The 25,524-nt window shown below is 69.9% G+C and carries 24 protein-coding genes, 1 tRNA gene and 2 pseudogenes; 13 read left to right on the forward strand and 14 right to left on the reverse strand.

Going from position 1 to position 25,524, the window contains the following annotated elements:
• The first annotated feature begins 91 nt into the window (after positions 1–91).
• Positions 92–229 (forward strand): hypothetical protein, encoded by a 138-nt coding sequence (locus WBG99_RS02720; RefSeq protein WP_338894749.1) that lies wholly within the window; start codon positions 92–94, stop codon positions 227–229.
• Between the two features lie 149 nt (positions 230–378).
• On the opposite strand, the gene WBG99_RS02725 is transcribed toward WBG99_RS02720, so the two are convergent.
• Positions 379–675, reverse strand: coding sequence for a hypothetical protein (locus tag WBG99_RS02725; protein ID WP_338894750.1), 297 nt, complete (start codon positions 673–675; stop codon positions 379–381).
• A gap of 15 nt (positions 676–690) precedes the next feature.
• On the opposite strand from WBG99_RS02725, the gene WBG99_RS02730 reads away from it, so the two are divergent.
• Both WBG99_RS02730 and WBG99_RS02735 read left to right on the forward strand, forming a co-directional pair.
• Positions 691–2,076, forward strand: coding sequence for a restriction endonuclease (locus WBG99_RS02730; protein ID WP_338894751.1), 1,386 nt, complete (start codon positions 691–693; stop codon positions 2,074–2,076).
• Positions 2,077–2,877: 801 nt separating this feature from the next.
• Positions 2,878–3,702 carry an SDR family oxidoreductase gene (locus WBG99_RS02735; protein ID WP_338900184.1) on the forward strand — a complete coding sequence of 275 codons (825 nt, stop codon included), beginning with the start codon at positions 2,878–2,880 and terminating at the stop codon, positions 3,700–3,702.
• A 324-nt stretch (positions 3,703–4,026) separates the two neighbouring features.
• Here WBG99_RS02735 and WBG99_RS02740 read toward each other — a convergent pair whose 3' ends face one another.
• Together WBG99_RS02740 and WBG99_RS02745 are read right to left on the reverse strand one after the other, a co-directional pair.
• The gene (locus WBG99_RS02740) at positions 4,027–4,506 is read right to left on the reverse strand and encodes a universal stress protein (RefSeq protein WP_338894752.1); all 480 of its coding nucleotides are present in this window, start codon (positions 4,504–4,506) and stop codon (positions 4,027–4,029) included.
• Positions 4,507–4,558: 52 nt separating this feature from the next.
• Positions 4,559–4,810 (reverse strand): hypothetical protein, encoded by a 252-nt coding sequence (locus tag WBG99_RS02745; protein WP_338894753.1) that lies wholly within the window; start codon positions 4,808–4,810, stop codon positions 4,559–4,561.
• Between the two features lie 464 nt (positions 4,811–5,274).
• Between WBG99_RS02745 and WBG99_RS02750 the strand changes: the two genes are divergently transcribed.
• The 4 genes from WBG99_RS02750 (at position 5,275) to WBG99_RS02765 (ending at position 7,780) form a co-directional block, all read left to right on the forward strand.
• Entirely contained in the window at positions 5,275–5,859 is a 585-nt protein-coding gene (locus WBG99_RS02750) for a DUF488 domain-containing protein (RefSeq protein ID WP_338894754.1), read from the forward strand.
• 274 nt (positions 5,860–6,133) lie between these two features.
• Complete coding sequence (locus WBG99_RS02755) at positions 6,134–6,751, forward strand: nucleotidyltransferase family protein (RefSeq protein WP_338894756.1); 618 nt, start codon at positions 6,134–6,136, stop codon at positions 6,749–6,751.
• Complete coding sequence (locus WBG99_RS02760; RefSeq protein WP_338894757.1) at positions 6,735–7,040, forward strand: BON domain-containing protein; 306 nt, start codon at positions 6,735–6,737, stop codon at positions 7,038–7,040. The genes WBG99_RS02755 and WBG99_RS02760 overlap by 17 nt, the downstream gene beginning before the upstream one ends.
• Positions 7,037–7,780 (forward strand): metallophosphoesterase, encoded by a 744-nt coding sequence (locus tag WBG99_RS02765; protein WP_338894758.1) that lies wholly within the window; start codon positions 7,037–7,039, stop codon positions 7,778–7,780. Before WBG99_RS02760 ends, WBG99_RS02765 begins: the two co-directional genes overlap by 4 nt.
• Positions 7,781–7,974: 194 nt before the next feature.
• On the opposite strand, the gene WBG99_RS02770 is transcribed toward WBG99_RS02765, so the two are convergent.
• The gene (locus WBG99_RS02770) at positions 7,975–9,861 is read right to left on the reverse strand and encodes an ABC transporter ATP-binding protein (protein WP_338900185.1); all 1,887 of its coding nucleotides are present in this window, start codon (positions 9,859–9,861) and stop codon (positions 7,975–7,977) included.
• A 506-nt stretch (positions 9,862–10,367) separates the two neighbouring features.
• On the opposite strand from WBG99_RS02770, the gene WBG99_RS02775 reads away from it, so the two are divergent.
• The 3 genes from WBG99_RS02775 (at position 10,368) to WBG99_RS02785 (ending at position 14,434) form a co-directional block, all read left to right on the forward strand.
• On the forward strand, positions 10,368–11,456 hold the full coding sequence (locus WBG99_RS02775) for a mechanosensitive ion channel family protein (protein ID WP_338894759.1): 1,089 nt from the start codon (positions 10,368–10,370) through the stop codon (positions 11,454–11,456).
• 126 nt (positions 11,457–11,582) lie between these two features.
• Positions 11,583–13,802 (forward strand): NADP-dependent isocitrate dehydrogenase, encoded by a 2,220-nt coding sequence (locus WBG99_RS02780; protein WP_338894760.1) that lies wholly within the window; start codon positions 11,583–11,585, stop codon positions 13,800–13,802.
• Positions 13,803–13,960: 158 nt separating this feature from the next.
• A complete protein-coding gene (locus tag WBG99_RS02785) occupies positions 13,961–14,434 on the forward strand; it encodes a MarR family transcriptional regulator (protein ID WP_338894761.1) in 474 nt (157 codons plus the stop codon).
• A gap of 663 nt (positions 14,435–15,097) precedes the next feature.
• Here the strand turns inward: WBG99_RS02785 and WBG99_RS02790 are convergent.
• Together WBG99_RS02790 and WBG99_RS02795 are read right to left on the reverse strand one after the other, a co-directional pair.
• Positions 15,098–16,159 (reverse strand): YihY/virulence factor BrkB family protein, encoded by a 1,062-nt coding sequence (locus WBG99_RS02790; RefSeq protein WP_338894762.1) that lies wholly within the window; start codon positions 16,157–16,159, stop codon positions 15,098–15,100.
• Positions 16,160–16,271: 112 nt separating this feature from the next.
• Positions 16,272–16,481: pseudogene (locus tag WBG99_RS02795) on the reverse strand (hydroxylase); the annotation flags it as partial.
• A gap of 77 nt (positions 16,482–16,558) precedes the next feature.
• On the opposite strand from WBG99_RS02795, the pseudogene WBG99_RS02800 reads away from it, so the two are divergent.
• A pseudogene (locus WBG99_RS02800) lies at positions 16,559–16,771 on the forward strand (site-specific integrase); the annotation flags it as partial.
• Between the two features lie 99 nt (positions 16,772–16,870).
• Here the strand turns inward: WBG99_RS02800 and WBG99_RS02805 are convergent.
• The 5 genes from WBG99_RS02805 to WBG99_RS02825 form a co-directional block, all read right to left on the reverse strand.
• Positions 16,871–16,944: transfer RNA gene (locus WBG99_RS02805), tRNA-Pro, on the reverse strand.
• Between the two features lie 485 nt (positions 16,945–17,429).
• Positions 17,430–18,617, reverse strand: a complete 1,188-nt coding sequence (gene ugpC, locus WBG99_RS02810; RefSeq protein WP_338894763.1) for a sn-glycerol-3-phosphate ABC transporter ATP-binding protein UgpC — start codon at positions 18,615–18,617, stop codon at positions 17,430–17,432.
• 90 nt (positions 18,618–18,707) lie between these two features.
• On the reverse strand, positions 18,708–19,541 hold the full coding sequence (locus WBG99_RS02815; RefSeq protein WP_338894764.1) for a carbohydrate ABC transporter permease: 834 nt from the start codon (positions 19,539–19,541) through the stop codon (positions 18,708–18,710).
• Positions 19,541–20,515 (reverse strand): sugar ABC transporter permease, encoded by a 975-nt coding sequence (locus WBG99_RS02820; RefSeq protein WP_338894765.1) that lies wholly within the window; start codon positions 20,513–20,515, stop codon positions 19,541–19,543. The genes WBG99_RS02815 and WBG99_RS02820 overlap by 1 nt, the downstream gene beginning before the upstream one ends.
• Positions 20,516–20,585: 70 nt before the next feature.
• Positions 20,586–21,806 carry an ABC transporter substrate-binding protein gene (locus WBG99_RS02825; RefSeq protein ID WP_338894766.1) on the reverse strand — a complete coding sequence of 407 codons (1,221 nt, stop codon included), beginning with the start codon at positions 21,804–21,806 and terminating at the stop codon, positions 20,586–20,588.
• A 654-nt stretch (positions 21,807–22,460) separates the two neighbouring features.
• Between WBG99_RS02825 and WBG99_RS02830 the strand changes: the two genes are divergently transcribed.
• On the forward strand, positions 22,461–23,051 hold the full coding sequence (locus WBG99_RS02830) for a TetR/AcrR family transcriptional regulator (RefSeq protein WP_338894767.1): 591 nt from the start codon (positions 22,461–22,463) through the stop codon (positions 23,049–23,051).
• A 58-nt stretch (positions 23,052–23,109) separates the two neighbouring features.
• Here WBG99_RS02830 and WBG99_RS02835 read toward each other — a convergent pair whose 3' ends face one another.
• The 3 genes from WBG99_RS02835 to WBG99_RS02845 all read right to left on the reverse strand — a co-directional run bounded on the left by WBG99_RS02835 (position 23,110) and on the right by WBG99_RS02845 (position 24,923).
• Positions 23,110–23,715, reverse strand: a complete 606-nt coding sequence (locus tag WBG99_RS02835) for a hypothetical protein (RefSeq protein WP_338894769.1) — start codon at positions 23,713–23,715, stop codon at positions 23,110–23,112.
• 47 nt (positions 23,716–23,762) lie between these two features.
• The gene (locus tag WBG99_RS02840) at positions 23,763–24,134 is read right to left on the reverse strand and encodes a VOC family protein (protein ID WP_338894770.1); all 372 of its coding nucleotides are present in this window, start codon (positions 24,132–24,134) and stop codon (positions 23,763–23,765) included.
• 75 nt (positions 24,135–24,209) lie between these two features.
• Positions 24,210–24,923, reverse strand: coding sequence for a 4'-phosphopantetheinyl transferase superfamily protein (locus WBG99_RS02845; protein WP_338894771.1), 714 nt, complete (start codon positions 24,921–24,923; stop codon positions 24,210–24,212).
• Positions 24,924–25,083: 160 nt separating this feature from the next.
• Here WBG99_RS02845 and WBG99_RS02850 point away from each other — a divergent pair, with 160 nt between their 5' ends.
• A complete protein-coding gene (locus WBG99_RS02850) occupies positions 25,084–25,518 on the forward strand; it encodes a VOC family protein (protein ID WP_338894772.1) in 435 nt (144 codons plus the stop codon).
• Positions 25,519–25,524: the final 6 nt, after the last annotated feature.

Here is a 25,524-nt window from a genome sequence, read left to right on the forward strand (position 1 = left end):
GTAACTCGGCGGCGACGTCGCGTCGTGCGACTTCCGATCGCAGGGGACGGGGCGCCCCTCGGACGCGACATGCGGCGACGACGGGGGCGCGGTGGAAGAGGACACGACAGCTGGGGCGGACAACCGGGGCCTCTTCGACGGCTTCGGCGCCTTCCGGACCCCGACCACCGAGGACTTCACCTCCGTACTGACCCACGGTCTGGCCGCCCCGACGCCAACGTCCTGCTGAACCGCCGGGAACCGACCAGCCGTCGCGGCTGACGACGAAGTGAGGGTAGGTCACATCCTTGGGGGCACCGATCCGCACCCGCCCTCCGGAAAACCGTGTGGGTGGTCGTGAAGCCGGAGCCACCGGCCGCCAGGCGCCGAAGACCGCCGTCAGTCGACTGCCCTGAGGTAGACGCGGCTCTTGCCGTCGTCCAGCCTGTGCATGGCGATCGCCAGGGAGTTCAGGCCACCGCCGCAGGGGGCACAGACCTGCCCTTCCCGCACGTCCGGCAACGACTCGGGTTCGGGGAGTCCGAGGTGCGAGAAGGGAGCCATGGCCTTCGCGACACTCTCGCGGGGCTCGTCGCGCTGCCTCAGTTCGCTCTCGGGCCCGAGCTGTTCCACGAAGCCGTCCACGCCGGAGGTGGGGAGGGTGAAGACCAGCAGCAGCTCGTTGAGGACCTGCACGCCTTCCTCTCCCGTATGAAACCCGGAGACACCGTGTGCACCATCTCCGGCGGTCGGCTGTACGCCGGAGAGATCGCGGGCGAGGTCGAACAGGTCGCGTCGGACGACGGACGGAGCAACCTGCGTCGACCGGTCGAGTGGGAGGCGGCCGGCTATCCGTACGACGACCTGCCGGAAGAGCTTCAGCAGAAGCTGTCCGTCCAGCACGATGTCGTCGACCTCACCTCCGTACAAGCACATATCGAAGGACTGGGCCGGTCCGACCAGGAACTGGTCGCGGAGGCGGAGGCGGTGGAGCGGGACCCGAGCGTGGAGATCCCGGCGCTCACCGCACGCCGAGAGCTGGAGCTTCCCGAGCCCACGGACGAGCTGGCCGCCGAGTTGCCCATCGTCCGGCTCTTCTTCCTGCTCGGCTACAGCCTTGATCCGAGGCGGAGTTGGCGAGACGGCGAGGTCGAGATGGCCGAGCACCGCGATCTGCTGCCCGCGCTCGCCCACGCCGTGGAACGGCAGGTGGACCGGGCCCTGCGGCAGGGCCTGTTGCAGGGCTATCGGGCGACCGAGGAATCCGCGCTCGTCGTCCGCGGCCGGATCAGGGATGCCGAACAGATCCGGCGGCGCTTCGGGGCGATGCCGCCGATCGAGGTGGCGTACGACGAGTTCACGACCGACATCGCGGAGAACCGCATCCTCCGTGCGGCCGTCGAACGTCTCCTGCGCCTGCCCGGCATACCGCGCGACGTACGCCGCAGGCTGTTGCACCAGCGCGTCCGCCTGACCGACGTCACGGCGATCGTGCGCGGACAGCCGATCCCCGACTGGCGTCCTACACGTCTCAACTCCCGCTACCACCAGGCCCTGCGTCTTGCGCGCGTCGTCCTGGACGGTGCCTCCGCCGAGCACGGCCCCGGCGGTCTGCGCATCGACGGCTTCCTCTTCGACATGAACAGGCTCTTCGAGGACTTCGTGACAACCGCCCTACGGGAGACCTTCCACAGCCAAGGCCGGGACCGGGACCGGTGTTCGGGCGGCCACACCGCCCGTCTCCAGGACTCCCACTACCTCGACGAGGCCGCCGCGATCCGCATGAAGCCGGACTTCGTCCTGTACGGGCCGGGCGGCACCCCGTGCGCGGTCGTCGACGCCAAGTACAAGGCGGAGAAACAGGGCGGCTACCCGGACGCCGACCTGTACCAGATGCTGGCGTACTGCACGGCCCTCGGCCTGCGCGAAGGGCACCTGGTGTACGCGAAGGGCAATGCTGCGCACGCCGCCCACCGGGTGCGCCACGCGGGCATCGTCATCCATCAGCACGCCCTCGATCTTGACCAGGAACCGCCCGGTCTGCTCACGGACATCGAGGAGGTGGCCCAGCGGCTGGAGAACACCCCGCGCGTATGATCGACTGCGGAGTGTCCGTCCAGGGTGGGGAGTTCACCGGCGCAGGATCTGCACCCCGCGCAGTGGCGTGTCCTGCGCGGCGCGGTGGCACCCGGCAGCGACGACCTGTTCATCACGGGCGACCCGCACCAGCGCATCTACGACTCGAAGGTGTCGCTCGGCTCCCTGGGCATCCCGGTGGCCGGCCGCACCCACCGTCGGCACATCAACTACCGCTCCACGGAGGAGATCCTCCTCTGGTCGACCGGCATCCTCAGCCCGGTGTCGATCGACGACCTGGGCGGCGAGGGAAGCGACAGCCTGGCCGGATACCGCTCCCTGCTGCACGGCCTCAGGCCCCACGTGGACGGGTACGGCTCCGAGCAGGCGGAGGTCGCGGCGCTCGTCGAGCGCGTCGAAGGCTGGATCAGCCAAGGCATCCGGCCGTCTGAGATAGGGGTGTGCGCCCGCTTCAACGTGCTGCTCGACAAGGCGTACGACAAGCTGACCGCGGCCGGGATCCCGGTGGTCCCAGGCGGTGGCCGGACTGGAGGACCGGGGCCAGTTGGAGCGCAGGCCGCACCCACGCCACCGGCATGCGCAGGAACTCCATCTCGCCGAGGCCGGCCGCGACGCCCGCACGAGAGCGACGCCGCGCTGTCAGAGCGTGGCCTGTCTTTAGCGGGCGGTGGGGGCTACTGCTCGTCCGCGTTCACGGTCGTCCGGCACCAGGGAACGGTGCATCAAGGGTTCATCTTGATACTGCGTATCAGTTTGCCGTATGGTCTCTCTGCGATACTTCATTTCGAACGGAGCGTTTCCATGAGCAAGGTCTGGTTCATCACCGGCTCCTCCCGCGGCTTCGGCCGCCGGTTCGCCCAGGCGGCCCTCGAGCGCGGCGACAGGGTCGCGGCCACCGCCCGCGACACCGACTCCCTCGCGGACCTGGTGGCCGCCCACGGCGAGGCGCTCCTGCCGCTGAAGCTGGACGTCACCGACAAGGCCGCCGCGTTCGAGGCCGTCCAGAGCGCGCACGACCACTTCGGCCGCCTGGACGTCGTCGTCAACAACGCCGGCTACGGACTGTTCGGTGCGGTCGAGGAGCTGACGGAGCAGCAGGTCCGCCAGCAAATGGAGACCAACTTCTACGGCGCCCTGTGGGTCACCCAGGCCGCCCTGCCCCTCCTGCGGGCCCAGGCCGGCGGCCACATCGTGCAGATCTCCACGGTCGGCGGCGTCGTCTCCTTCCCCAACCTGGGCGGTTACAACGCCTCCAAGTGGGCCCTGGAGGGCCTGACCGAGGCCCTCGCCCAGGAGGTCGCCGACTTCGGCATCAAGGTCACCCTCGTCGAGCCCGGCGGCTTCGAGACCGACTGGGCCGGCTCCTCCGCCACCTTCGCCGAACAACTTCCCGTCTACGACGACCTGCGCACGGCCGTGGCCGCCGCCTGGGGCGACGTCAAGTCCGGCGACCCGGCCGCAACCGGCCCGGCCCTGCTGAAGATCGTCGACGCGGACAACCCCCCGCTGCGCGTCTTCTTCGGCACCGCCCCCCTCCACTTCGTCCCCCAGGCCTACGCCGAGCGACTGAAGACCTGGGAGGAATGGGCCGACATCTCCACTCAGGCCCAGGGCGACGCCGCGTAACCGGACGCCGGACAGCGCCGGTCAGAGCCGGCGCCGTCCGGCGACGCGGCACCGCACCACGCCGCAGCTGTCCGGTTTCCCCTTCCTTTGTCTGTACGAGTCAGGAGACCTCCGAAACCGCCCTGCCGTTCCGCCCGCCGCCCCGCACATCCCCCATGCCGGCGCGGCGGCGGGCTCCCCCATCCACGCCCGGAAGGACACCTCTCATGCTGAACATCGCGGGAGGACCAACTGGCGTCCTCATGCCCAGACCGAGCGACGGCAAGGCCCCGGACCTGCTCGCCTGGACGACGGAGCACGACCACAAGCGCCGAGTGAAGGCGTTCACGACGGTTGACCCGGCTGCCCGCCGGGCACGACGACGACCGGGAGATGGGCGTGATGCACGACCTCGGTGCTGGTGGAGCCCAGGGTGAGGCGCCCCCATACACCCGAGCCCCGGCTACCGACCACCAGGAGGCATGCGTCTTCGCTCGCGTCCAGCAGGACCTGCGACGGGCGTCCCCTCTCGACCCTGACCTCCACCTCCACCGGCGCGCCACCGACCTGCTCCCGGGCCTCCTCCAGCGCCTTGGTGACAGCTTCCAGCGTCGTGTCGCGCAGTTGCGTGTCCAGATCGCGGAAACCGGAGGCGGCGGGCCATTCGAAACCGCTGTACCTGGTGGTGAAGTCGTACGCGCAAACCGCGCGCAGTCCGGTCCCGCGTAGTTGGGACTCCTGAAGGGCGAAGCGTACGGCCGGCCCGGAGGCGGGAGAGCCGTCGGTGCCTACCACGATCGGTGCGGGAGGGGCGGCGTTCGTCATTGCTGATGCCTCCAAGCCGTGGCGGTGGTGTGCTGCCGTGACGGAGAACCATTCAGCCGGTCCCGCGGACGGCGAGCGCGGTCATGTCGTCCCGGTGTTCTCCGGCGGTGTGGCGGTTCAGGTCTTCGGTCAGGTGGTCGGCGACTTCCCAGGGCGAGATGCGCGCCGAGGCTCCCATGCGCTCTTCAAGGGGGATGGAAGGAGCCAGGTAGTCCATCGGGGCCTTGCCCGCACCGCAGGGAGCCGACTCGACACCGCTCTCGGCGCGCGACGTCAGTGGCGTGCCGGGCGCAAGGGCCACCACACGCCGACGAATCACCTCTTCAGACTCCCGCGGCCCACGCGCCGCCGCAAAACGAAGGGCTTGGTGTCGTCCCGGCACGAATGGTGACTGCCGCTCGGCAGTCGCCGAGCGCGGCGCGCTTGGAACACCCGGTCACGGATTTGGCAGCCGTGGATGGTCGACGACTTCGCCCGCCGCCCTCAGGTGCGGGAGCGGCTCACCCAGCAGGTCGCCGATCGGCTCCGGGCCCCTGCGACCCAGGCGTCGGCGTGGCCATCCAGGCCGAGCACACGTGCGGGACGCGCCGCGGCGTCAGGCCCCCGCCGTGACGACCACGGCCTCCACGCCTTTCGGTTCGCTGCGCACCGACGCCCGCCCCCCGCAGCGAATTCCTCGCCCTGACCGGCCTGCCCCGCCGCCCCGCACAGCCGAGCGGGGCGGGATCGGACGGTGCGACGCCGGCCTGGAGCTGCTGCACTCGATGTATGGCCCATGACCGGACCGCCCCCGCAGACGGGTTTCCGACGCGCCGGTTCGAACTGATCACCTTCGGCCACAGCACCGCGGACCGGGGAACGCTGACAGAACTCCTTCGGGGAGCCGGCGTTGTCGCCGTCGTGGACGTCAGGACCGCTCCCGGCAGCCGCCGTGACCCGAACCTGTCACGACAGCGGCTCGCCCGGTGGATGCCCGAAGAGGGCATCGCCTACCGGTGGGAGCCGCGACTGGGCGGCTTCCGCAAACCGGCGCCGGACTCTCCCGACACGGTCTGGCGCAACACGTCCTTCCGCGGCTACGCCGCTCATACCCGCAGCTCGGAGTTCGTCACCGCCATGGATGCCCTCATGCGCCAAGCGGGTCAGGAGCGCACCGCGGTGATGTGCAGCGAAGCGGTGTGGTGGCGATGCCACCGGCGCCTCATCGCCGACTTCGCCGTCCTGGCCCGCGGGATGCTCGTCCACCACCTGATGCACGATGGACGCCTCACAGCGCACCGTCCGACGCCGGGCGTGCGCCTTCGCGGTGACCGCCTTCTTGTGTACGACGACGCCGGCTCGGCGCTCCCCTAACGGCTCGCGTGGTCACGCAGGCGCCCGGACGGCGCCCACGCCGGGGAGGTGACCAACGGCAGAGGGCAGTTCAGGGCCGCCGCGGTCGGCGGACCCCTGATCCCGGCTCCCGGCTCCCGGCTCCCGGCTCCCGGCTTCACTGGAGTCCAGCTGGAACTTCTCGCGGTCCACCGCCCCAGACGCGGTGCGGACCACCGACATCGGTCGCCTCGCCGGTCACCGTGAGCCGCGTTGCCCGTCTGGCCATCGGCCGGAGCCGCACTATCGTGGAGACATGGGCGATCTGGCCGACCCGGACGACGACGGACTCCCTCGCGACCGCACCCAGGCCATTCTCGAAGCGGCCAAAGAGGTCGCTTCGCTGCTCAAGGCCGGCGGACATCCCTTCGCGCTGGCGGGCGGTGTCGCCGTGTACGCCCACGGCGGCCCGGGGACGCTCCAGCACGACGTCGACTTCTGTGTGCTGCCGGAGGACATCGACGCCGTCACCGGCACGCTGGACGCCGCGGGGCTGAAGGTGGCCCAGCCGTCCGAGGACTGGCTGCTGAAGACCCGGAGCCAGGGCCAGGAGGTCGACCTGATCTTCCGGCCGTCCCGGGCGCCGGTCAGCCGCGAACTGCTGGACCGGGCGGAGGTGCTCTCGGTCCAGTCCGTGTGGATGCCCGTGCTGGCGGCGACTGATCTGCTCGTCGGACGTCTCCTGGCGTTCTCCGAGCACTACTGCGACTTCGGTGCCGTGCTGCCGATCGCCCGCACCCTGCGGGAGAAGATCGACTGGAGCCGGGTACGGCGCGAGTGCGGCGGCGAACCGATGCCGGCCGCCTTCCTCTATCTGCTGGAGCGCCTCCATGTGATCGACCCTGAGGAGACCGGCGATGGCGACAGGACATGAAGGCCCACCGGTGGACGGGCCCAGCGACGGTGGCACCCGCCCGCCGGCGAGTACCGAGTACCGCATAGCCCACCTCGGGGAGCGGCTCGCCCGGGGTGATCTGGCCGAGCTCGGGATGCGGATCGAGGCGCGCGGCGACGCCGTGCACATCACCGGCACGGCGTCCACCGCGGCCGATCGCGAGGCGATCCTGCGGATCGCGGCGGCGGAGCTGCCGGGCGTAGCCGTCCGGGCGGACATCGCACTGGCCGACGTCACCGCGCCCGACCGTTCCGAGGACCTGTCGTGATCCGGGTCGCGGCCGTCGGGGACATCCATCTGGGGCCGGACAGCCGGGGTCTGCTCCGTCCGGCGTTCGACACGCTGCCCGGCCACGCCGACATCCTGCTGCTCGCCGGGGATCTCACCCGCCACGGCACCCCGGAGGAGGTGCGGGTCGTCGCCGACGAGGTGGCGGGGCTGCCGGTGCCGGTCGTCGCCGTACTGGGCAACCACGACCACCACGCCGAGCGCCCGGGGGAGGTGACGGAGGTGCTGCGGGACGCGGGGGTGACCGTGCTGGAGGGCGAGGGAACCGTCGTCCAGGTCGACGGGGTGCGGGTCGGTGTCGCCGGGACCAAGGGGTTCGGCGGCGGCTTCGCCGGGCGCAGCGGCAGCGAGTTCGGTGAACCCGAGATGAAGGCCTTCGTCCGCCACACCCGGGGCCTCGCCGACGGACTGCGCCGCGCCCTCGACGAGTTGGCGGAGGACGGCTGCGCGGTCCGTATCGCGCTCACGCACTTCTCGCCCGTAGCGGACACGCTCGTCGGCGAGCCGCTGGAGATCTACCCCTTCCTCGGCAGCTATCTGCTGGCCGAGGCGATGGACGAGTCCGGCGCCGACCTGGCCGTGCACGGCCATGCCCACCTGGGCACCGAGCACGGCATCACGAGCGGCGGTGTCCGGGTGCGCAATGTCGCCCAGCCGGTCATCCGGCGCGCCTTCGCCGTGTACGCGCTGCCGGTGGACAGCGCCCGGACCGCCTCGTAGAGCCGTGGGCGAACAGGGGGCCGTCGTCGCCCCGTGCGGCCCGTTGCGTACGACGGTCCCGGACGCGACCCTCGACGTCGAGCGGGCACTGGGTGCGAGGTCGAGACCTCGGGGTGGCCCTGCGCCCGCCTGCCCTCACGGGCGGTCCTCGACGACCGGTGCGGAGGACCGGACCCCGGCGAACCGCCCCGTTCCTACGCCGCCGCCACGCTGGGAGCCTCGGCCTCCGCCTTCTCGAACTGCGTCCGGTACAGCTCCGCGTAGCGTCCGCCCTCCGCCAGCAACTCCTCGTGCCGGCCGCGCTCCACGATCCGGCCGGCCTCGACGACGAGGATCTGGTCGGCGGACCGTACGGTCGACAGGCGGTGGGCGATGACCACGGCGGTCCTGCCCTCCAGCGCCTCCACGAGGGCCTCCTGGACAGCCGCCTCCGAGGTGTTGTCGAGGTGGGCGGTGGCCTCGTCGAGGATGACGACGCGCTGGCGGGCCAGGAGCAGCCGGGCGATGGTCATGCGCTGGCGTTCGCCGCCGGAGAGCCGGTACCCGCGCTCCCCGACCATGGTGTCCAGGCCGTCGGGCAGGGAACGTACGAGGTCGTCGAGGCGGGCCCGGCGCAGAACGTCCCACAGGTCGTGGTCCGTGGCGTCGGGGCGGGCGAGGAGAAGGTTGGCGCGGACGGTGTCGTGGAAGAGGTGGCCGTCCTGGGTGACCATGCCGAGGGTGCCGCGCAGCGACCGCGCGCTCAGGTCGCGCACGTCGACGCCGCCGACGCGGACGGTGCCCGCGTCCGTGTCGTACAGCCGGGGCAGCAGCTGGGCGACGGTCGACTTGCCGGCGCCGGAGGAACCGACGAGGGCGACGGTCTGGCCGGGCTCGGCGCGGAAGGAGACGCCGTGGAGGACCTCGGTGCCGCCGCGGGTGTCGAGGGAGGCCACCTCCTCCAGGGAGGCGAGGGAAACCTTGTCGGCGGACGGGTAGCCGAAGCGGACGTCGTCGAACTCGACGGTCACCGGGCCGTCGGGCACCTCGCGGGCGTCCGGTTTCTCCTCGATGAGCGGCTTCAGGTCCAGCACCTCGAAGACGCGCTCGAAGCTCACCAGGGCGCTCATGATCTCCACGCGGGCTCCGGCCAGCGCGGTCAGCGGCGCGTACAGCCTGGTCAGCAGCAGCGCCAGGGAGACGATCGCGCCCGCCTCCAGGGTGCCGCGCAGGGCGAACCAGCCGCCGAGGCCGTACACCAGGGCGAGCGCGAGGGCCGAGACGAGGGTGAGGGCGGTGATGAACGCCGACTGCGCCCTCGCCGTCCGCACGCCGATGTCCCGTACCCGGCGGGCCCGTTCGGCGAACTCGGCGGACTCCTCGTCAGGCCGTCCGAAGAGCTTGACCAGGGTGGCGCCGGGCGCCGAGAACCGCTCGGTCATCCGGGTGCCCATCGCCGCGTTGAGGTCGGCCGCCTCCCGCTGGAGCCGGGCCATACGACGGCCCATGCGCCGGGCCGGGATCACGAACACGGGCAGCAGGACGAGCGAGAGCAGGGTGATCTGCCACGAGAGGGTGAGCATCACGGCGAGCGTGAGCAGCAGGGTGACCAGGTTGCTCACCACTCCGGACAGGGTGTTGCTGAAGGCCCGTTGGGCGCCGATGACGTCGTTGTTGAGACGGCTGACGAGCGCTCCCGTACGTGTACGTGTGAAGAACGCGACCGGCATGCGCTGCACATGATCGAAGACCGCGGTCCTCAGATCGAGGATGAGTCCCTCGCCGAGCGTCGCCGACAGGCGCCGGCCCCACAGCCCGAGCGCCGCCTCGGCTACCGCGATGAGGGCGATCAGCACGGCAAAGCGGACGACGAGTGCCTCGTCCCCGTCCGACACGATCACGTCCACGACGGCCCCCGCGAGCACCGGCGTCGCCACGGCGAGCAGCGCGGTCAGGACACTGAGGGCGACGAACCACGCGATACGGCGACGATGTGGACGGGCGAAGGCGCCGATACGGCGTAGCGTCGTCCGGGCGAGGGGGCGGCTGTGCTGCCGGGCGGTCATCATGCCCTGCAGCTGGGTCCAGGCGGTGGTCTCCATACTCATGCGGAGGACGCTAGAACCTCGACCAAGCTTGAGGTCAACACCCGTGGTGAGATGTGCCCGCGTACGGCGGAGTCCCCCGCCGGTCGACCGCCGTCCCGCTGCCCGCGACCGGGGCGACGTGTACCGGATCATCACGCTCTGGATGCCGTTGCCGCCGGGCGCGTTGACGCTCGTCGCGCCGGTCCGGCTGAATGCGATCTGACCGCCGGGTGCCTGCCGGCCCGAGGCTGAAGAGGAGGCCTTCGTACCGGCGGTGCACATCCGGACATTCCCGTGGGCCCGTGGCCTGTCGTCGGCCGATCCGTGCCGGTCCGGTGCCGATCAGCCTGGCGGATACGGCAGGATGAGCGGTCGCGCCCGACGCCGTCCGCACGTCCGGGCCGGCGTGATCGTGCATGACGGATTCGAGCAGGTGGCAAGGTGACGACACATCACATACGGCCCGCGGGGCCTGACATACGGCCCGTCGGCCGCTCCCCACTTCCCTCGGGAGGCGGCCGATGACCCGGGGCCTCGTCCTCGACGACTTCCTCGTGGCCGGAATCACTCTGGCGGCGGGCCTGTTGGCCTCGTTCCTGCTGCGCCTGCTGCTGCGCTGGCTCGGCGGCCACGCGACGAAGACCCGTTGGGGCGGTGACGACGTCATCGTCGACGCGCTGCGCTCCCTGTTGCCCTGGGGCACGTTCGTCGGCGGCGCGGCGGCAGCGGCGGCGGTGCTGCCGCTGACGAAGACGGTGCAGCACACCGTGAACCAGTCCCTGACGGTGCTGTTCATCCTCATCGCCACGATCACGGCCGCCAGGGTGATCGCCGGTCTGGTGCGTTCGGTCACCCAGTCCCGGGCCGGGGTCGCGGGCTCGGTCACCATCTTCGTGAACATCACCCGGGTCGCCGTCCTCGCTATCGGCTGCCTGGTGATCCTCCAGACCCTGGGCATCCCGATCGCCCCGCTGGTCACCGCCCTCGGTGTCGGCGGTCTCGCGGTGGCCCTGGCCTTGCAGGACACCCTCGCCAACCTCTTCGCCGGCATCCACATCCTCGCCTCCAAGACGGTCCAGCCGGGCGACTACATCCGGCTGAGCAGCGGCGAGGAGGGCTATGTCGTCGACATCAACTGGCGGCAGACGACGGTCAGGTCGCTCTCCAACAACCTGGTGATCATCCCCAACGGCCAGCTCGCCGGCACGAACATGACCAACTTCAACCAGCCCGAGCAGGACATGACCCTGCTGGTGCAGGTGGGCGTCGGCTACGACAGCGATCTGGAGCATGTCGAGCGGGTGACCAACGAGGTCATCGCTCAGGTCATGAAGGACGTCGAGGGCGCGGTCCCCGACCACGAGCCCGCCGTCCGCTTCCACACCTTCGGCGACTCCCGCATAGGCATGACCGTGATCCTCGGGGTCGGGGAGTTCAGCGACCAGTACCGCATCAAGCACGAGTTCATCAAGCGCCTGCACCGGCGGTACCGGACAGAAGGCATCACCATGCCGGCGCCCCGGCGGACGATCACGGTCCAGCCCGGCGGCAGTCTGGAGATCCCGCACCAGCGGGAGGCGTCGATCCCGTCCGTCGAGGTGGCTTCCTAGAGTCACCCACCCCGGGTCCGCCGCCCGCGGCGTCCGCGGAGCGAGCGGCGGACCCCTGTCGAGCTCGGCCTCGTCACGAGATATCTTGATGTCGAGCAATGTTGCAGACGTGGAGCGGAGCACCCGGTGACTGACTCGACCATCATCTACACGCACACTGACGAGGCGCCCGCCCTGGCGACCCATTCGTTCCTGCCCGTGATCAAGGCGTACGCCTCGCAGGCCGGTGTCTCCGTCGAGACCCGTGACATCTCGCTGGCCGGGCGCATCATCGCCGTCTTCCCGGAGTACCTGGAGGAGGGCCGGCGCATCCCCGACGCCCTCTCCGAGCTGGGCGAGCTGGCCAAGACGCCCGAGGCGAACATCATCAAGCTGCCGAACATCTCGGCGTCGATCCCGCAGCTGAAGGCGGCCGTCGCCGAACTGCGGAGCCAGGGCTACACGCTGCCGGACTACCCGGACGACCCCAAGACCGACGAGGAGCGGGAGATCCAGGCCCGCTACGACAAGGTCAAGGGTTCCGCCGTGAACCCGGTCCTGCGTGAGGGCAACTCCGACCGCCGCGCCCCCGCCTCGGTCAAGAACTACGCCAAGACCCACCCTCACCGCATGGGCGCCTGGTCCGCCGACTCGAAGACGAACGTCGCGACCATGGGCGAGAACGACTTCCGCTCCACCGAGAAGTCCGCGGTGATCTCCGAGGCCGGCGCCCTGAAGATCGAGCTGGTCGGCGACGACGGCTCCACCACAGTGCTGCGCGAGTCGGTACCCGTCCTCGCGGGCGAGGTCGTCGACGCCTCCGTGATGCGCGTCGCCGCGCTGCGCGAGTTCCTGACCGCGCAGGTCGCCAAGGCCAAGGCCGAGGGCGTGCTGTTCTCCGTGCACCTCAAGGCCACGATGATGAAGGTCTCCGACCCGATCGTCTTCGGCCACGTGGTGCGCGCCTTCTTCCCGAAGACGTTCGCGAAGTACGGCGAGACGCTGGCCGCGGCCGGCCTGTCCCCGAACGACGGTCTGGGCGGCATCTACAAGGGCCTTCAGGCCCTGCCGGAGGGCGCCGAGATCAAGGCCTCCTTCGACGCCGAGCTCGCCGAGGGCCCGGAGCTGGCGATGGTCGACTCCGACAAGGGCATCACCAACCTGCACGTCCCGTCCGACGTCATCGTCGACGCCTCGATGCCGGCCATGATCCGCACCTCCGGCCACATGTGGGGCCCGGACGGCCAGGAGGCCGACACCCTCGCGGTGCTCCCGGACTCCTCGTACGCCGGCGTCTACCAGGTCGTCGTCGACGACTGCCGCGCCAACGGCGCCTACGACCCGTCGACCATGGGCTCGGTCCCGAACGTCGGCCTCATGGCGCAGAAGGCCGAGGAGTACGGCTCCCACGACAAGACCTTCGAGATCCCGACCACCGGCACGGTCCGCCTCGTCGACCAGACCGGCAACGTGGTGATCGAGCAGACCGTCTCCGCCGGCGACATCTTCCGCGCCTGCCAGACCAAGGACGACCCGATCCGCGACTGGGTGAAACTGGCCGTCACCCGCGCCCGCGCCACCGGCGACCCGGCGGTGTTCTGGCTGGACGAGACCCGCGCCCACGACGCCAACCTGATCGCCAAGGTCGACGCGTACCTGGCGGAGCACGACACCGAGGGCCTGGACATCCGTGTCCTCGCCCCGGTCGAGGCCACCAAGCTGTCGGTGGAGCGCATCCGACGCGGCGAGAACACCATCTCGGTGACCGGCAACGTCCTGCGTGACTACCTCACCGACCTCTTCCCGATCCTGGAACTGGGCACCAGCGCCAAGATGCTGTCGGTGGTCCCGCTGATGGCGGGCGGCGGCCTCTTCGAGACGGGTGCCGGCGGCTCCGCCCCGAAGCACGTCCAGCAGCTGGTCAAGGAGAACTACCTGCGCTGGGACTCCCTCGGTGAGTTCTTCGCCCTGGTCCCGTCCCTGGAGCAGTACGCGACGGTCACCGGCAACACCCGCGCCAAGGTCCTCGCCGACGCCCTCGACCGCGCCACCGCCACCTTCCTCAACGAGGACAAGTCCCCGTCCCGTCGTGTCGGTGGCATCGACAACCGCGGCAGCCACTTCTACCTGTCCCTGTACTGGGCCCAGGAGCTGGCCAGGCAGACCGATGACGCCGACCTGGCGAAGGCCTTCGCCCCGCTCGCCGAGACCCTCACGGCGAACGAGCAGAAGATCGTCGACGAGCTGGTCGCCGTCCAGGGCAAGCCGGCCGACATCGGCGGCTACTACCAGCCCGACCCCGCCAAGGCCGCCGCGGTCATGCGCCCGTCGGCCACGTGGAACGAGGCCCTGGCGAACTTCGCCTGATCCTCGCCGCACACCCCTGCGGGCCGACCGGTCCGCACAGCACCGCCCCGGCCGGGGTCGCTCCCGGCCGGGGCGGTGTGCTTCGAAGGGGCGGTGGCCCCTGACGGCGGTTGCACCAGAATACGTCGCAGACCACCGATGCAGCGAGGAGCGACAGCGTGAGTACAGCCGGCGACATCGCGAACACGGCCGGAGCGGCACCGGGACCCAGCCTGCTCCTCGACGACCAGCTCTGCTTCGCCCTGTACGCCGCCTCACGCGCGGTCACGGCCCGGTACCGCCCGCTGCTCGACGAGCTGGGGCTGACCTATCCGCAGTACCTGGTCATGCTGGTCCTCTGGGAACAGGACTCGATCTCCGTACGCGACCTGGGGGCCGCGCTCCACCTGGAGTCCAGCACCCTCTCCCCGCTCCTGAAGCGCCTGGAGGCCGGTGGGCTGCTCCGCCGCGAACGCCGTCAGGACGACGAGCGCTCCGTCGCCATCCTCCTCACCGCATCCGGGGCCCAGCTCAAGGACCGGGCCCGGAACGTCCCCGTGGACATCGGCCAGGCCCTGGGGCTGACCCCCGAACAGCACACCATGGCCCAGCAGTTGCTGCGCCTGCTCACAGCGAACGTGGATCAGGGCTGACCGGCAGGGGACGCTCGCGGACCCGGCGGACCTCGTCACCACGGTTCGGTGCGCGGCGTCGAGTCTGACCCCGCTGCTCCTCCGCCAGCTCCAGCTCCACCGCCCCCGGTCTCCCGCGCCATCTCGTCCAGCGCCTTCAGACGTGCGGGGGCGCCCCGGTGGTCGCACTCCGGCCGCAGCCTGTCCGGCCGTGCGTAACCGCCCGTGAGCAGCGGTGAGCAGCGGTGAGCAGCGGTGAGCAGGCTACGAGGGTGAGGTCGGCTCGTGGCCTCCTGATAGCCCAGCCGTTCGGCGGTGGTGGCCCCGAGGGTGCCGTCCGCCCAGATGGCGCTGGGCGGGTCGGTGCGCGGGCACAGACAGCTGTGGTGGTACTGGTGCCAGCACCTCGTGGCCCGGCTGCCCGGCCACGAGGTGCTGGGCGCGGGCCCGCTCCACCCGCCGCAGCACGGCGTGGGTGCTCCACCGAACAGACCGACCGTGGCCGTCCGCGACGAGTTCCGCGACCCCTCGACGGTCTCGCGACGTCCGTCGCGGGTCCGGTCGGTGGCCGCAGCCGGCGAGCCGGGGGGAAGCGTCTCGTCGGGCGGCCATCGAGGCCGAGCCTGCGCACGCAGGACCGGCGGAACGGCGGTCGGCTCGGCAGCTCGGCAGCGAGCCACCGTCTCAGGATCCGAGGCGGCGGCGCTCCTCCTCGTCCCACTTCCGGGTGTCGCGCGGTTCGACGTACGGCTCCTCGTCCGCGGGATGGCCGCCCTCGATCGCACGCTGGCGCGCCATCTCCGCGTCGAACTCCAGGCCCAGCAGGATCGCGAGGTTCGTGATCCACAGCCACACCAGGAAGATGACCACGCCGGCGAGCGTGCCGTAGGTCTTGTTGTACGAGCCGAAGTTCGCCACGTACAACGCGAACCCGGCCGAAGCGATCATCCAGATCAACAGGGCGAGGAGACCGCCCGGTGTGATCCATCGGAAGCCGCGGACCTTCGCGTTCGGTGTGGCCCAGTACAGAATGGCGATCATGATCGTGACCAGGAGCACCAGCACGGGCCACTTCGCGATCGACCACACGGTGAGCGCCGTGTCGCCGACACCGAGCGCGGCGCCCACCTCCCGCGCGAGGCCGCCGGTGAACACCACGATCAGCGAGCTGATGATGGCCATGACCATGAGCGCCACCGTCACGCCGACCCGGACCGGCAGCACCTTCCACACCGGCCGGCCCTCGGGAACGTCGTACACCGCGTTCGCACTCCGGATGAACGCCGCGACATAGCCGGAGGCCGACCACACCGCGAGCGCCAGCCCTACTATCGCCATGACCGAGCCGAGCCCGGCGTTGCCCTGCAGCTGCTGGACCGCGTTGGTGAGGACATCCCGCGCCGCGCCTGGGGCGAGGTTCTGGATGTTGTCCAGCACCTGCTGCGTCGCCGACTGCCCGATGACTCCCAGCAGGGACACGAGCGCCAGCAGAGCCGGGAACAGCGACAGGATCCCGTAGTAGGTCAGCGCCGCCGCCCGGTCGATCAGCTCGTCCTTCTTGAACCCCCTCAGGGTGCCTTTCAGGACCGAGCCCCAGGAGCCCTTGGTCAGATCCGTAGGACTGTCGGGCGCCTGCCGCTCCACCCGCTCATCCGGTCCGGCGCTCGGCGCCCGCGCGTTCTCGTCCTCCTGACCGACCGGGGCGTGCCCGCCGTTCTTCTCATGCCGCTTCAACGTTCGTCTCATGCGCCACGGGTATCCGACCGGCAGCCACTTATACGCACATTTGGGGCATATTATGCGGAGGCCCGCGAGGTGGCCCCACCCGGTGGCCGTTTCCGTGTCCACGGCCACGCACCTACGCGCCGGCCGTCGCCTGGAAGTCGTCCGCGTGCTCCGTCGCCCACTGGGCGAATGTGCGGGCCGGGCGGCCGGTGACCTTCTCGACGGTGCCGACGGCCGTACGGCCCGCCTCCGGGGTGTCCCCGTAGGTCTGGAGCAGGAAGTCGATCACGTCCTGCGGATGGCCCATCATCGCCGTCTGCCGCCGGGCCGGCGCCCGCTTCTCCCTCGCCACCGGCATGAGCCCCTCCATCAGACGGGCCATCGCCGCCATCCCCGACACCGCGTGGCAGCAGATCACCTCTCCGGCACACCGGACTGACGTGGTTTGCCGACGCCGGAGTCCAGGTCCACGTCCTGCGCGGAGTCGCCGGCCACGGATCGCTGACCACCACCCAGCGCTACCTCCACCCGGACGAACACAAGATCACGGCCGCCGGCGCAGCACTCTCGGCGCACCTCAGCGTGCTCCGCGCACCGCGCTCCCTGCCGAGCCCGGTCGTCATGACTCGCTGACGCCGGTCAAGGACGCCGGCCCCCAACCGGTCCCCAGGAATGGCCAAGGGCCGGTTTCGGATGTCTCCGAAACCGGCCCTGACCTGTGACTGTCTCCAGTCGGGACGACAGGATTTGAACCTGCGACCCCTTGACCCCCAGTCAAGTGCGCTACCAAGCTGCGCCACGTCCCGATGCGCTGCACACGGGGAACCGCGTGAACGCGCAGGTAAACCCTACCCTACGTGCCTCTGACATCCAGTTCTGACAGGCCCCGTGGGGCTCTGGTGAACGGCCCATCGGAAGCCGGGGCTTGGTACAGGCGACCACGAATATCCGGACGTGGTCGGTCAGTTCCGACACCTCGTTGGACCGGGAAACAGCCCCGGACCGTCGCGAGGTCGAAGGCGGGAGGTTCGTCGGCGGGCAGGTTGAGCGGATCCACCGCATGACGCACCCGCCGGGCCAGTTCCTCGACGACATGCCGGTACGCGGCACCCCCGGGGTCCGACTGCGTCAGTTGCAGCGGGCCGTGCTTGAGGTACGCCTCCCCCAACCCCGGCTCGGTGTACTGCACGGCCCTGGCCCCGGCGGGCATCCTGCGCTGCGACACGGGCTCCCAGATCACCGGGACCAGCGCCCTCGGCTGCACCGGATCGTGGCCCCGTGTGGTGCGTCGTCAGTCCCCTCTCACCGGATGCGTCAGGTTCGCTCCGGTCGCCGGGTCGAACACGTGAGCCTTGGCCATGTCGATTTGCAGCTCCACGGGTTCGCCCTCGCGGGCACGCGTGGCGGCGTCCAGGCGGGCCACGATGTGTCGGGTGGCGGCGCCCGTGTCGGGCACGCCCGAGTCCTTGGCGAGCTCCTCCAGTTCGGTGGTCGTGGCGGGCCCGCCCTCCGCGGTGAAGTAGACGTACGCATCGGAACCCAGCGACTCCAGTACCTCCACGGTGGCGGTGAAGACCGGGCCCGTCCGGTCCCGGTCATGTGACAGTGCCACGTCCTCGAATGCCTCCGGTCGCAGCCCGACGATGACCTCGCGGGGCGCGTTCCGGCGTTCCAGCGCCTGCCTCGTGCGGTCGTCGAGGGTCAGGTCTCCCAGGGACGAGCGCAGCGCGCCCCCCTCCACAGAGGCGTTCAGGAAGTTCATCGCCGGGGAGCCGATGAAGCCCGCGACGAAGATGTTGCGCGGCGAGTCGTACAGCTCGGCAGGTGCGCCGATCTGCTGGACCAGGCCCTGTCTCATGACCACGACCCGGTCGCCGAGCGTCATCGCCTCGGTCTGGTCGTGGGTGACGTAGACGGTGGTCGTGCCGAGGCTCCGCTGCAGCCGGGAGATCTGGGTGCGCATCTGTACCCGGAGTTTGGCGTCCAGGTTGGACAGCGGCTCGTCCATCAAGAACGCCTTGGGATCACGGACGATCGCCCGCCCCATGGCCACCCGCTGGCGCTGACCGCCCGAGAGGTTGGCGGGCTTGCGGTCCAGGTGCTCGGTCAGGTCAAGGATCCCGGCGGCCTCCGTCACCTTGGCGTTGACGGTGGCCTTGTCCACCCTGGCCAGGCGCAGCGGGAAGCCCATGTTCTCCCGGACGTTCATGTGCGGGTACAGGGCGTAGCTCTGGAACACCATGGCGACGTCGCGTTCCTTGGGAGCCAGGTCGTTGACGACTCGGTCTCCGATACGCAGGGTGCCCTCGGTGATGTCCTCGAGTCCGGCGATCATGTTCAGCGTGGTGGACTTGCCGCATCCCGACGGACCGACCAGGATCACGAACTCGCCGTCGGCGATCTCTAGGTCCACGTCCTTCACGGCGAGGGCCCCGTCGGGAAAACGTTTGGTGACTCCCTCAAGGATGATCTCGGCCATGGATGGTGCCTCCTTGCCTTCATGCCTTCCGGGTCCGGGTCATGCCGTTGGGGTCCCGGACCGGTGGCCTGTCCCCCGCGGTCGGCCCGTTCACCCCTTGACCGCCCCGGAGGTCAGTCCGGCGACGATCCGCCGCTGGAAGAGCAGGACGAAAACGATGATCGGGATGGTGATGACCACAGCGGCGGCGGCGATCGACCCTGTCGGCTGCTGGAACTGGGAGCTCCCGGTGAAGAACGCGATCGCGGCAGGCACGGTGCGCGCGGACTCGGTGGACGTCAGCGAGATCGCGAACAGGAAGTCGTTCCAGCAGAAGATGAACACGAGAATGGCCGTGGTGAACACGCCCGGCGCGGCCAGCGGCACGATGACCATCCGGAAGGCCTGCGCGGGCGTCGCCCCGTCGACCTTGGCGGCCTTCTCCAGATCCCAGGGGATCTCCCGGAAGAACGCCGACAGGGTGTAGATCGCCAGCGGCAGCGAGAAGGTCATGTACGGGATGATCAGCCCGATCCAGGTGTCGAAGATCCCGATGATCCGCTCGATGTCGAACAGCGGTGACACCAGGGAGATCGGCGGGAACATGGCGATCAGCAACGACATGCCGATGAGCACCCGCTTGCCGGGGAAGCGGAGCCTGGCCACCGCGTAGGCGGCCATGGTGCCCAGCGCCACCGCGACCACCGTGGCGATCAGGGCGATACCGATCGAGTTGATCAGCGCACGGGTGAACTCGGCGGTCTCGAAGATGCCCCGGTAGTTCTCCCAGGTCCAGTCCGTGGGGATGTAGTTGCCGTCCGTCAGGGTGGTGGGGTCCTTGAACGACAGCGCGGCGATCCACCACACCGGGAACAGGGCGTACAGCACCACCACCACATTCAGGACACCCCATCGGGCTGCATGCGTCCTTCCCGCCGCGGCCATCAGCGCCTCACCTCCGCGCCGGGTGCGGCGGTGCCGAACAGTCCGACGAAGGTGAAGGCGATGATCGCGACGCAGATGAAGATCAGGACCGAGATCGCCGAGCCGATGCCCAGGTTCAGCGCGGTGAACAGGTTGTCGTACCCGAGGATCGACAGAGAACCGGTCCCGTGGGCGCCCGCGGTGAGGATGAAGATGTTGTCGAAGATCCGGAACGCGTCAAGTGTCCGGAAGAGCAGTGCCACCAGAATGGCCGGCTTCATCAGCGGCAGCATGATCTTGGTGAAGCGCTGCCAGGCGGTGGCACCGTCCACCATGGCCGCCTTCAGAGTCTCCTCCGGGACCAGCGCGAGGCCCGCGAGCAGCAGCAGGGCCATGAAGGGCGTCGTCTTCCACACCTCGGCGAGGATGATCAGCCAGAGGGCGGGCCACTTCTCGGTCAACGGGGCTTCCCCGCTGGGCAACAGCTCGGCGAGGTATCCGAGCTCCGGGGTCCAGGCGTACTGCCAGGAGAAGGCGGCGACCACGGTGACGATCCCGTACGGAACGAGGACCGACGTGCGGACGACGCCGCGCCAGAGGATCGTGCGGTGCATCACCAGGGCGAGCCCCATTCCGAGGACCAGTTCGATCGCCACGGACACGGCGGTGATGAACAGCGTGACCCAGAAGGCGTCCCACCAGAACGGGGAGGACAGCACCGCCCCGTAGTTGCTCAGGCCCACGAACTCCGCCCGTCCGGGAAAGCGCAGGTCGTACCGCTGGAGAGACAGATAGACGGCGTACCCGATGGGGTAGGCGGTCACGGCGACCATGACGACGACCGCGGGCGCGCAGAGCAGCCAGCCGAGCCGCCGCTCCTGCCTGGCGCCCGCCGAGAGAGCCGCCCGGCCCGGCCCCGCCTGCTCCGTCTCCGACTGCTCCGTCTCTGCCTCGGGGGGCGGCGGGGTTCCGGCCGGTTGCGCCCGCGTGCTCATCTCGGGCCGTCCGAGGACGAGGTCCGCGCACCACGGCGCCGACGGACGGAGTGGTGCCGGAGGAGGCGGTTCACGGGATCACACCCTCTGATCGCAGGGCATCGTCGATCTGCTCCCTGATGGTGTCGACGGAGCTCTCCGGTTTGATCCCGGACGGCGGAGACAGCGTGTGGGAGACGGCGATCGACACGTTCTGGTAGGCCGGAGTGAGCGGGCGTACGCTCGCCGACTCCAGGGCGGCCAGCACCTCCCCGGAGAAGGGGTACTCCTTCATGAACGCGGGATCGTCGTACAGGGCGCGCAGGGTGGGCGGCAGACCGCCCTCGAGCGCGGCGGTGAGCTGGTTCTCCCGGTTGCGCAGGCACAGTGCCGCCTCGAAGGCCAGATCGGGGTGGCGCGAGTAGGCGCTCACCGCCAGATCGATGCCGCCGATGGTGGGCCGTGCCGGGCGGTTCGCGTCGACCCGAGGGTACGGCGCCCAGCGGAAGTGCTTGAACAGCTCGGGGTTGTTCGCCTTCATCGACGGATAGACGAACGGGTAGTTGAGCTCGAACGCCGCCACCCCCGACTCCATGGCGAGGCGGTTCTGGTCCTCCATCTGGTTGGGCAGGGAGGGGTCCGCGGCCGGGGACTTCGCCAGATCACGCATGATCTGGGCGGCCCGCACTGCAGGAGGACCGAGGGAAGGCTCGGTCGCGCTCGCGTTGAGGATGGAGCCGCCCGCGCTGTTGATCAGCGTGTTGAACCAGACGGTCAGGCCCTCGTACTGGGCGCCCTGGATCTCCACGAAGTGCGGTTCGCCCTGCCGGGCGAGAGCGCCGGCCATGTCCAGCATCTCTGCCCAGGTCCTGGGTGGGGTGGGCACCAGGTCCTGCCGATACCACAGGAGCTGGGTGTTGGTGTTGTACGGGACGGCGTACAGCTTGCCCTCCCAGGTCGAGGTCTGCAGCGGTACGCGCAGAGTGCCCTCGGTGGCCTGCCGCTTCGCCGTCCCCGTCCATTCCCGGATCCAGCGTGCCTCGGCGAACTCCGCCGCCCAGGTGACGTCCAGACCCAGGATGTCGAGCGAGTCGTCTTCAGCGGCGAGTCTGCGGACGAGCTGCTGGCGCTGGCCGTCCGCGGCACGCGGGAGCTTGTTGTAGCTGATCCTGTAGCGGCCGCCCGACGCCCGGCCGCACCGGTCGGCCGCCTTCTGGAGCGCACCGGAGTCGTCAGGGAAGTTGTACCAGTTGAGGGTGGGCCTACCGGAGTCCTCGTCACTGCCGCAAGCGGCGAGCACCGACGCCAGCAACGGCAGTACGGCAAACGCCCGTAGCCATCGCGTCCCTCTGGGACGTCCCTTCTGGCCCGAAACCGGCCGACAGCCGCACCTCGCGTGCACGCGCTCCAACACCTCGCTTCCGGACGGTGGCACGGGACTCGGACCTCGCAGCGCTTTCCTCCCGGCGAACACTAAAGACCACGCAAAGTAACATCAAGTACATATCGCATCGAATCGCCGACCGGTCGCTGCCCAGCCAACGAGCTGACCTCCGTGTCACTGCACGAGGAGTTCCGGTTCGGCCCGGACCTGCTCCTCGACGGTCTGGAACAGGCCAAGCGCAATGACCCTCGAAGACTCTGGAGATTGCGCCAGGTCCTGACCCCGGGATCACGCACGGCGCAGGATCCCGGCCACTGACATGTGCCTCCCCCACGGGATCCGCTGCGGCGGCCGCCCAGCGCGTGGGACTCTCGTGTTCGCCGGCTGCCGTCCGGGGAGCGGGAACTCGCCGTAGGCGGGGAATTCGGACTGGCCGCCGTCAACGACGGCCGAGATCCTGTGCTCCACGCCTGGGCGGGGGTAGTTCGTGGCCCGGCGCCGAATCGAGGGCGGGTCAGGGAGGGTGGATCGCCATGCGGGGGAAGTTGACGTACCTTCAGTACGTGAAGGGCGGGGGAGAGAATGACCCAAGGGGTTCGGGCACAGCAGCGGGAGCGGACTCGGCAGGCGCTGGTGCGGGAGAGCAGACGGTTGTTCTCCACGCTGGGGTACGGAGCCGTGGGGCTGTCGGAGATCGTACGCGCGGCGGGGGTCACCAAGGGCGCGCTGTACCACCACTTCTCCAGCAAGGCCGAGCTGTTCCGGGCCGTGCTGGAACAGGTGCAGCAGGAGGTGGCCGAGCGGATCGCGGAGACAGCGGACGCCCGGGAGGACACATGGGACCAACTCGTCTCCGGATGCCAGGCGTTCCTCACCGTATCCACCGATCCGGTGATCCAGCGCATCATGCTCGTCGACGGTCCCGCGGTCCTCGGGTGGAGCGAGTGGCGGGCGATGAACGAGACGACTTCCGGTCGGCACCTGGCACAGGTCCTCGGGGATCTGATCGGTGAGGGGACGATCGCCGCGCAGCCGGTCGAGCCGCTCACCCATCTGCTGTCGGGCGCGATGAACGAGGCGGCGCTGTGGCTGGCCGCTTCGACGAACCCCCGCGATCTGGATGACACCCAGGTCGCACTGGTGGCGATGCTGGAAGCCCTGCGGGTCAAGTGACGGCAGAGGCGCCCCGCTACGTGCGGGGGCGCCTCTGCCGTAGGTGCGAGCGAGCTCGTCAGCTCGCACGGAGGGGGCGGTCGGCGCGGTGTGCGCAGCCATAGCAGCCGCCCTGGCCGCGGCGGATGTTGTTGAGAGTGGGGGTACCGATGTGACCGCATGTCATGCAGCGGCACCTCCACCTGTCACGCACACGGCCGGGGAAAGGTTGCAGCGGTTCCATGCCGATCGCACGCATCTCCGCCTCGGCGGCCTCGCAGTCCACCGGCACCCGCCCCGCGCAGGCACGGCAGCCGCCCTTCCCGGCGCGGATCTTGAAGAGCCGCGGCTGGACGGTACGACCGCAGACAACGTGTCGGCAGGACCATCGGAACCTGGACCCCGGGTACGGCTCCAGCGGTTCGAATCCCGCGGCACGCATGTCCGCCTCGGCCTGCGCCCGGCCGGCAGCCCGTCGCCGCTCCCCGGCGGCGATGCGTCCGCAGTAGCGGCATCCCCCGCTCGTGCCGATGCGCACCGAGGTGAAGGTGGGCGCGACATGGTGCGCGTTCTTGGTGCAGCGGCTGTTCCAGGCCACATTCGCCCCGGGATAAGGCTCCAACGGTTCGAGTCCGGCGGCGCGCATGACCGCGACCGCCGCCCCGGGATCGATTCTTCCGGGCATGACTGCCCTCCCCCCTTGGCTGCCGATCTCGCGCGAGCACCGATGGGTCATTTCGGTGCCGCGACGCGGATCTGCACTCCATTCGGATCGGTGACGACCAAGTCGTTCCCTTCGGGTCCTCCGGTGCCGAGCAAGCGCCTTCCGACCGATTCGCCGCAGGCGGCTATGCGTTCCAGTTCCCCTTCTCCCTCCACTTCGAGGGTGACGCGCACCATGCGCACCGGCCGTCTCAGTGATTCCGGGAGGGCCGGGTGCGTGTGGTCGAGAAGAGCGAGTTCACCAGGCGGCAGCCCGGGTCGGCCGAGGCCGATGTACCAATCCGTTTCGTGAATGACCTTGAAACCGAACAGGCGGGTGTAGAACTCGCGGGACTCCTCGAGGCGTGAGGTGCAGATCACCGGACAGAGGCTGGTCAGCATGGAGCGCCATCTCCAGTCACGTACCGAAGGTATGCGAGTGAACTTAGTGACATACCATCGGTATGTCAACACGGGTCACCACCGGCCGACCGCTGCTTGCTCCTGCAAGTCGTCCTGGAAGACACGCCAGTTCAGTTCGCGTGGCCCGCCGGGTACGCGGGTGCCCGCCGGGACGGCCAGGGCCGCGGAGTGGGTGCCGTTCAAAGGGCCGTACGGCAGGTTCCGGACGGTCCAGCCGGACGGGCGCGGCGGCGCCCCCGGCCCCTCACGGTCCCCCAGATAGTCCCGCTCCAGTCCGCGGCCGAGCCCGGTCCCGAGTGCCTTCAGATAGGCCTCCTTGCGTGCCCAGAGGCGGCAGAACCACAGGAGCCGCTCCCCTTCCGGGACAGCCAGCGCCTCGCGTCGCTCCTCCGGATGCAGGCGTTCCAGGCACAACTCGACGGTCCTGCGGCCGGGTACGCGCTCGGCGTCCACCCCGACGGGCACGCCGGCGACCGCGACGAGGGACAGGCCCGGGGAGTGGGAGAGCGAGAAGTGCAGGGCCGCCGCGCGATCGAGGAGAACGGGCCGGCCGTGCGAGCCTCCGCACCGCGCGCACGGCTCCCGTCCGAAGAGAACGTCAATGGGATGGCATTCAAGGTGCGCGGCCAGCAGCAGGCGGAGTGCCGCGTGCGCCGCGATGTAACGGGAACGATCCGGCTCGCGCCGGAAGGTGAGAGCCTTCCGCCTTTCTCCCGCGTCCAGCAGGGAAAAGCTCAGCGCCTCGCTCCACGGAGGTGCATTCCGCACGGCCCACACCTGCGGATATTCCGGTTCCCTCGGTGCTCGCGCCGTCATGTCTCCCCCGCTTTCACACCCGGCGGACGTGACGGCGGGTGGCGCTCCTCGTTGACACGACGAGCGCCACCCGCGCTCAGACGACCTGCGCCCACCTCAGAACGGTGACCCGATGACGTCCTCCGCCATGACGAGCTTCTACCCGGTGATCTGCACCCCGCGGATCCGGGAATCCCTGGAGTTCTACACGGCTCTGCTCGGATTCGAGACGACCTTCGACAACGACTGGTACGTCAGCCTCCGGCGGCCCGAGCCGCCGCACTACGAACTCGCCCTGGTCGACGCGGCCCACGAAACGATCCCGCAGGCGTTCCGCCGCCCCGCCCAGGGTGTCCTGCTCAACTTCGAGGTGACCGACGTCGACGCAGAGTACGCCCGACTCGTGGACGACCACGGCCTGAATCCCGAACTCCCCCTGCGCAGCGAGGACTTCGGACAACGTCACTTCATCGTGGCCGCCCCCGACGGCGTACTCATCGACGTGATCACACCCATCGCCCCCACCGCCGAGTACGCCGCCGCCTACACGGAGCGCCCCGACGCGTGAGGGTGG

The organism is Streptomyces sp. TG1A-60 (genome assembly GCF_037201975.1).
In the GTDB taxonomy this organism is placed as follows: domain Bacteria; phylum Actinomycetota; class Actinomycetes; order Streptomycetales; family Streptomycetaceae; genus Streptomyces.

Bases quoted from the DNA above. Each gene is read 5' to 3' on its own strand.
- WBG99_RS02775 (WP_338894759.1), top strand. From the start codon at position 10,368: ATGACCCGGGGCCTCGTCCTCGACGACTTCCTCGTGGCCGGAATCACT.
- WBG99_RS02750 (WP_338894754.1), top strand. From the start codon at position 5,275: ATGGCCCATGACCGGACCGCCCCCGCAGACGGGTTTCCGACGCGCCGG.
- WBG99_RS02820 (WP_338894765.1), bottom strand. From the start codon at position 20,515: ATGAGCACGCGGGCGCAACCGGCCGGAACCCCGCCGCCCCCCGAGGCA.
- WBG99_RS02815 (WP_338894764.1), bottom strand. From the start codon at position 19,541: ATGGCCGCGGCGGGAAGGACGCATGCAGCCCGATGGGGTGTCCTGAAT.
- ugpC (WP_338894763.1), bottom strand. From the start codon at position 18,617: ATGGCCGAGATCATCCTTGAGGGAGTCACCAAACGTTTTCCCGACGGG.
- WBG99_RS02830 (WP_338894767.1), top strand. From the start codon at position 22,461: ATGACCCAAGGGGTTCGGGCACAGCAGCGGGAGCGGACTCGGCAGGCG.
- WBG99_RS02735 (WP_338900184.1), top strand. From the start codon at position 2,878: ATGAGCAAGGTCTGGTTCATCACCGGCTCCTCCCGCGGCTTCGGCCGC.
- WBG99_RS02740 (WP_338894752.1), bottom strand. From the start codon at position 4,506: ATGACGAACGCCGCCCCTCCCGCACCGATCGTGGTAGGCACCGACGGC.
- WBG99_RS02850 (WP_338894772.1), top strand. From the start codon at position 25,084: ATGACGTCCTCCGCCATGACGAGCTTCTACCCGGTGATCTGCACCCCG.
- WBG99_RS02760 (WP_338894757.1), top strand. From the start codon at position 6,735: ATGGCGACAGGACATGAAGGCCCACCGGTGGACGGGCCCAGCGACGGT.
- WBG99_RS02730 (WP_338894751.1), top strand. From the start codon at position 691: ATGAAACCCGGAGACACCGTGTGCACCATCTCCGGCGGTCGGCTGTAC.
- WBG99_RS02840 (WP_338894770.1), bottom strand. From the start codon at position 24,134: ATGCTGACCAGCCTCTGTCCGGTGATCTGCACCTCACGCCTCGAGGAG.
- WBG99_RS02790 (WP_338894762.1), bottom strand. From the start codon at position 16,159: ATGAGACGAACGTTGAAGCGGCATGAGAAGAACGGCGGGCACGCCCCG.
- WBG99_RS02835 (WP_338894769.1), bottom strand. From the start codon at position 23,715: ATGCCCGGAAGAATCGATCCCGGGGCGGCGGTCGCGGTCATGCGCGCC.
- WBG99_RS02755 (WP_338894756.1), top strand. From the start codon at position 6,134: ATGGGCGATCTGGCCGACCCGGACGACGACGGACTCCCTCGCGACCGC.
- WBG99_RS02770 (WP_338900185.1), bottom strand. From the start codon at position 9,861: ATGGAGACCACCGCCTGGACCCAGCTGCAGGGCATGATGACCGCCCGG.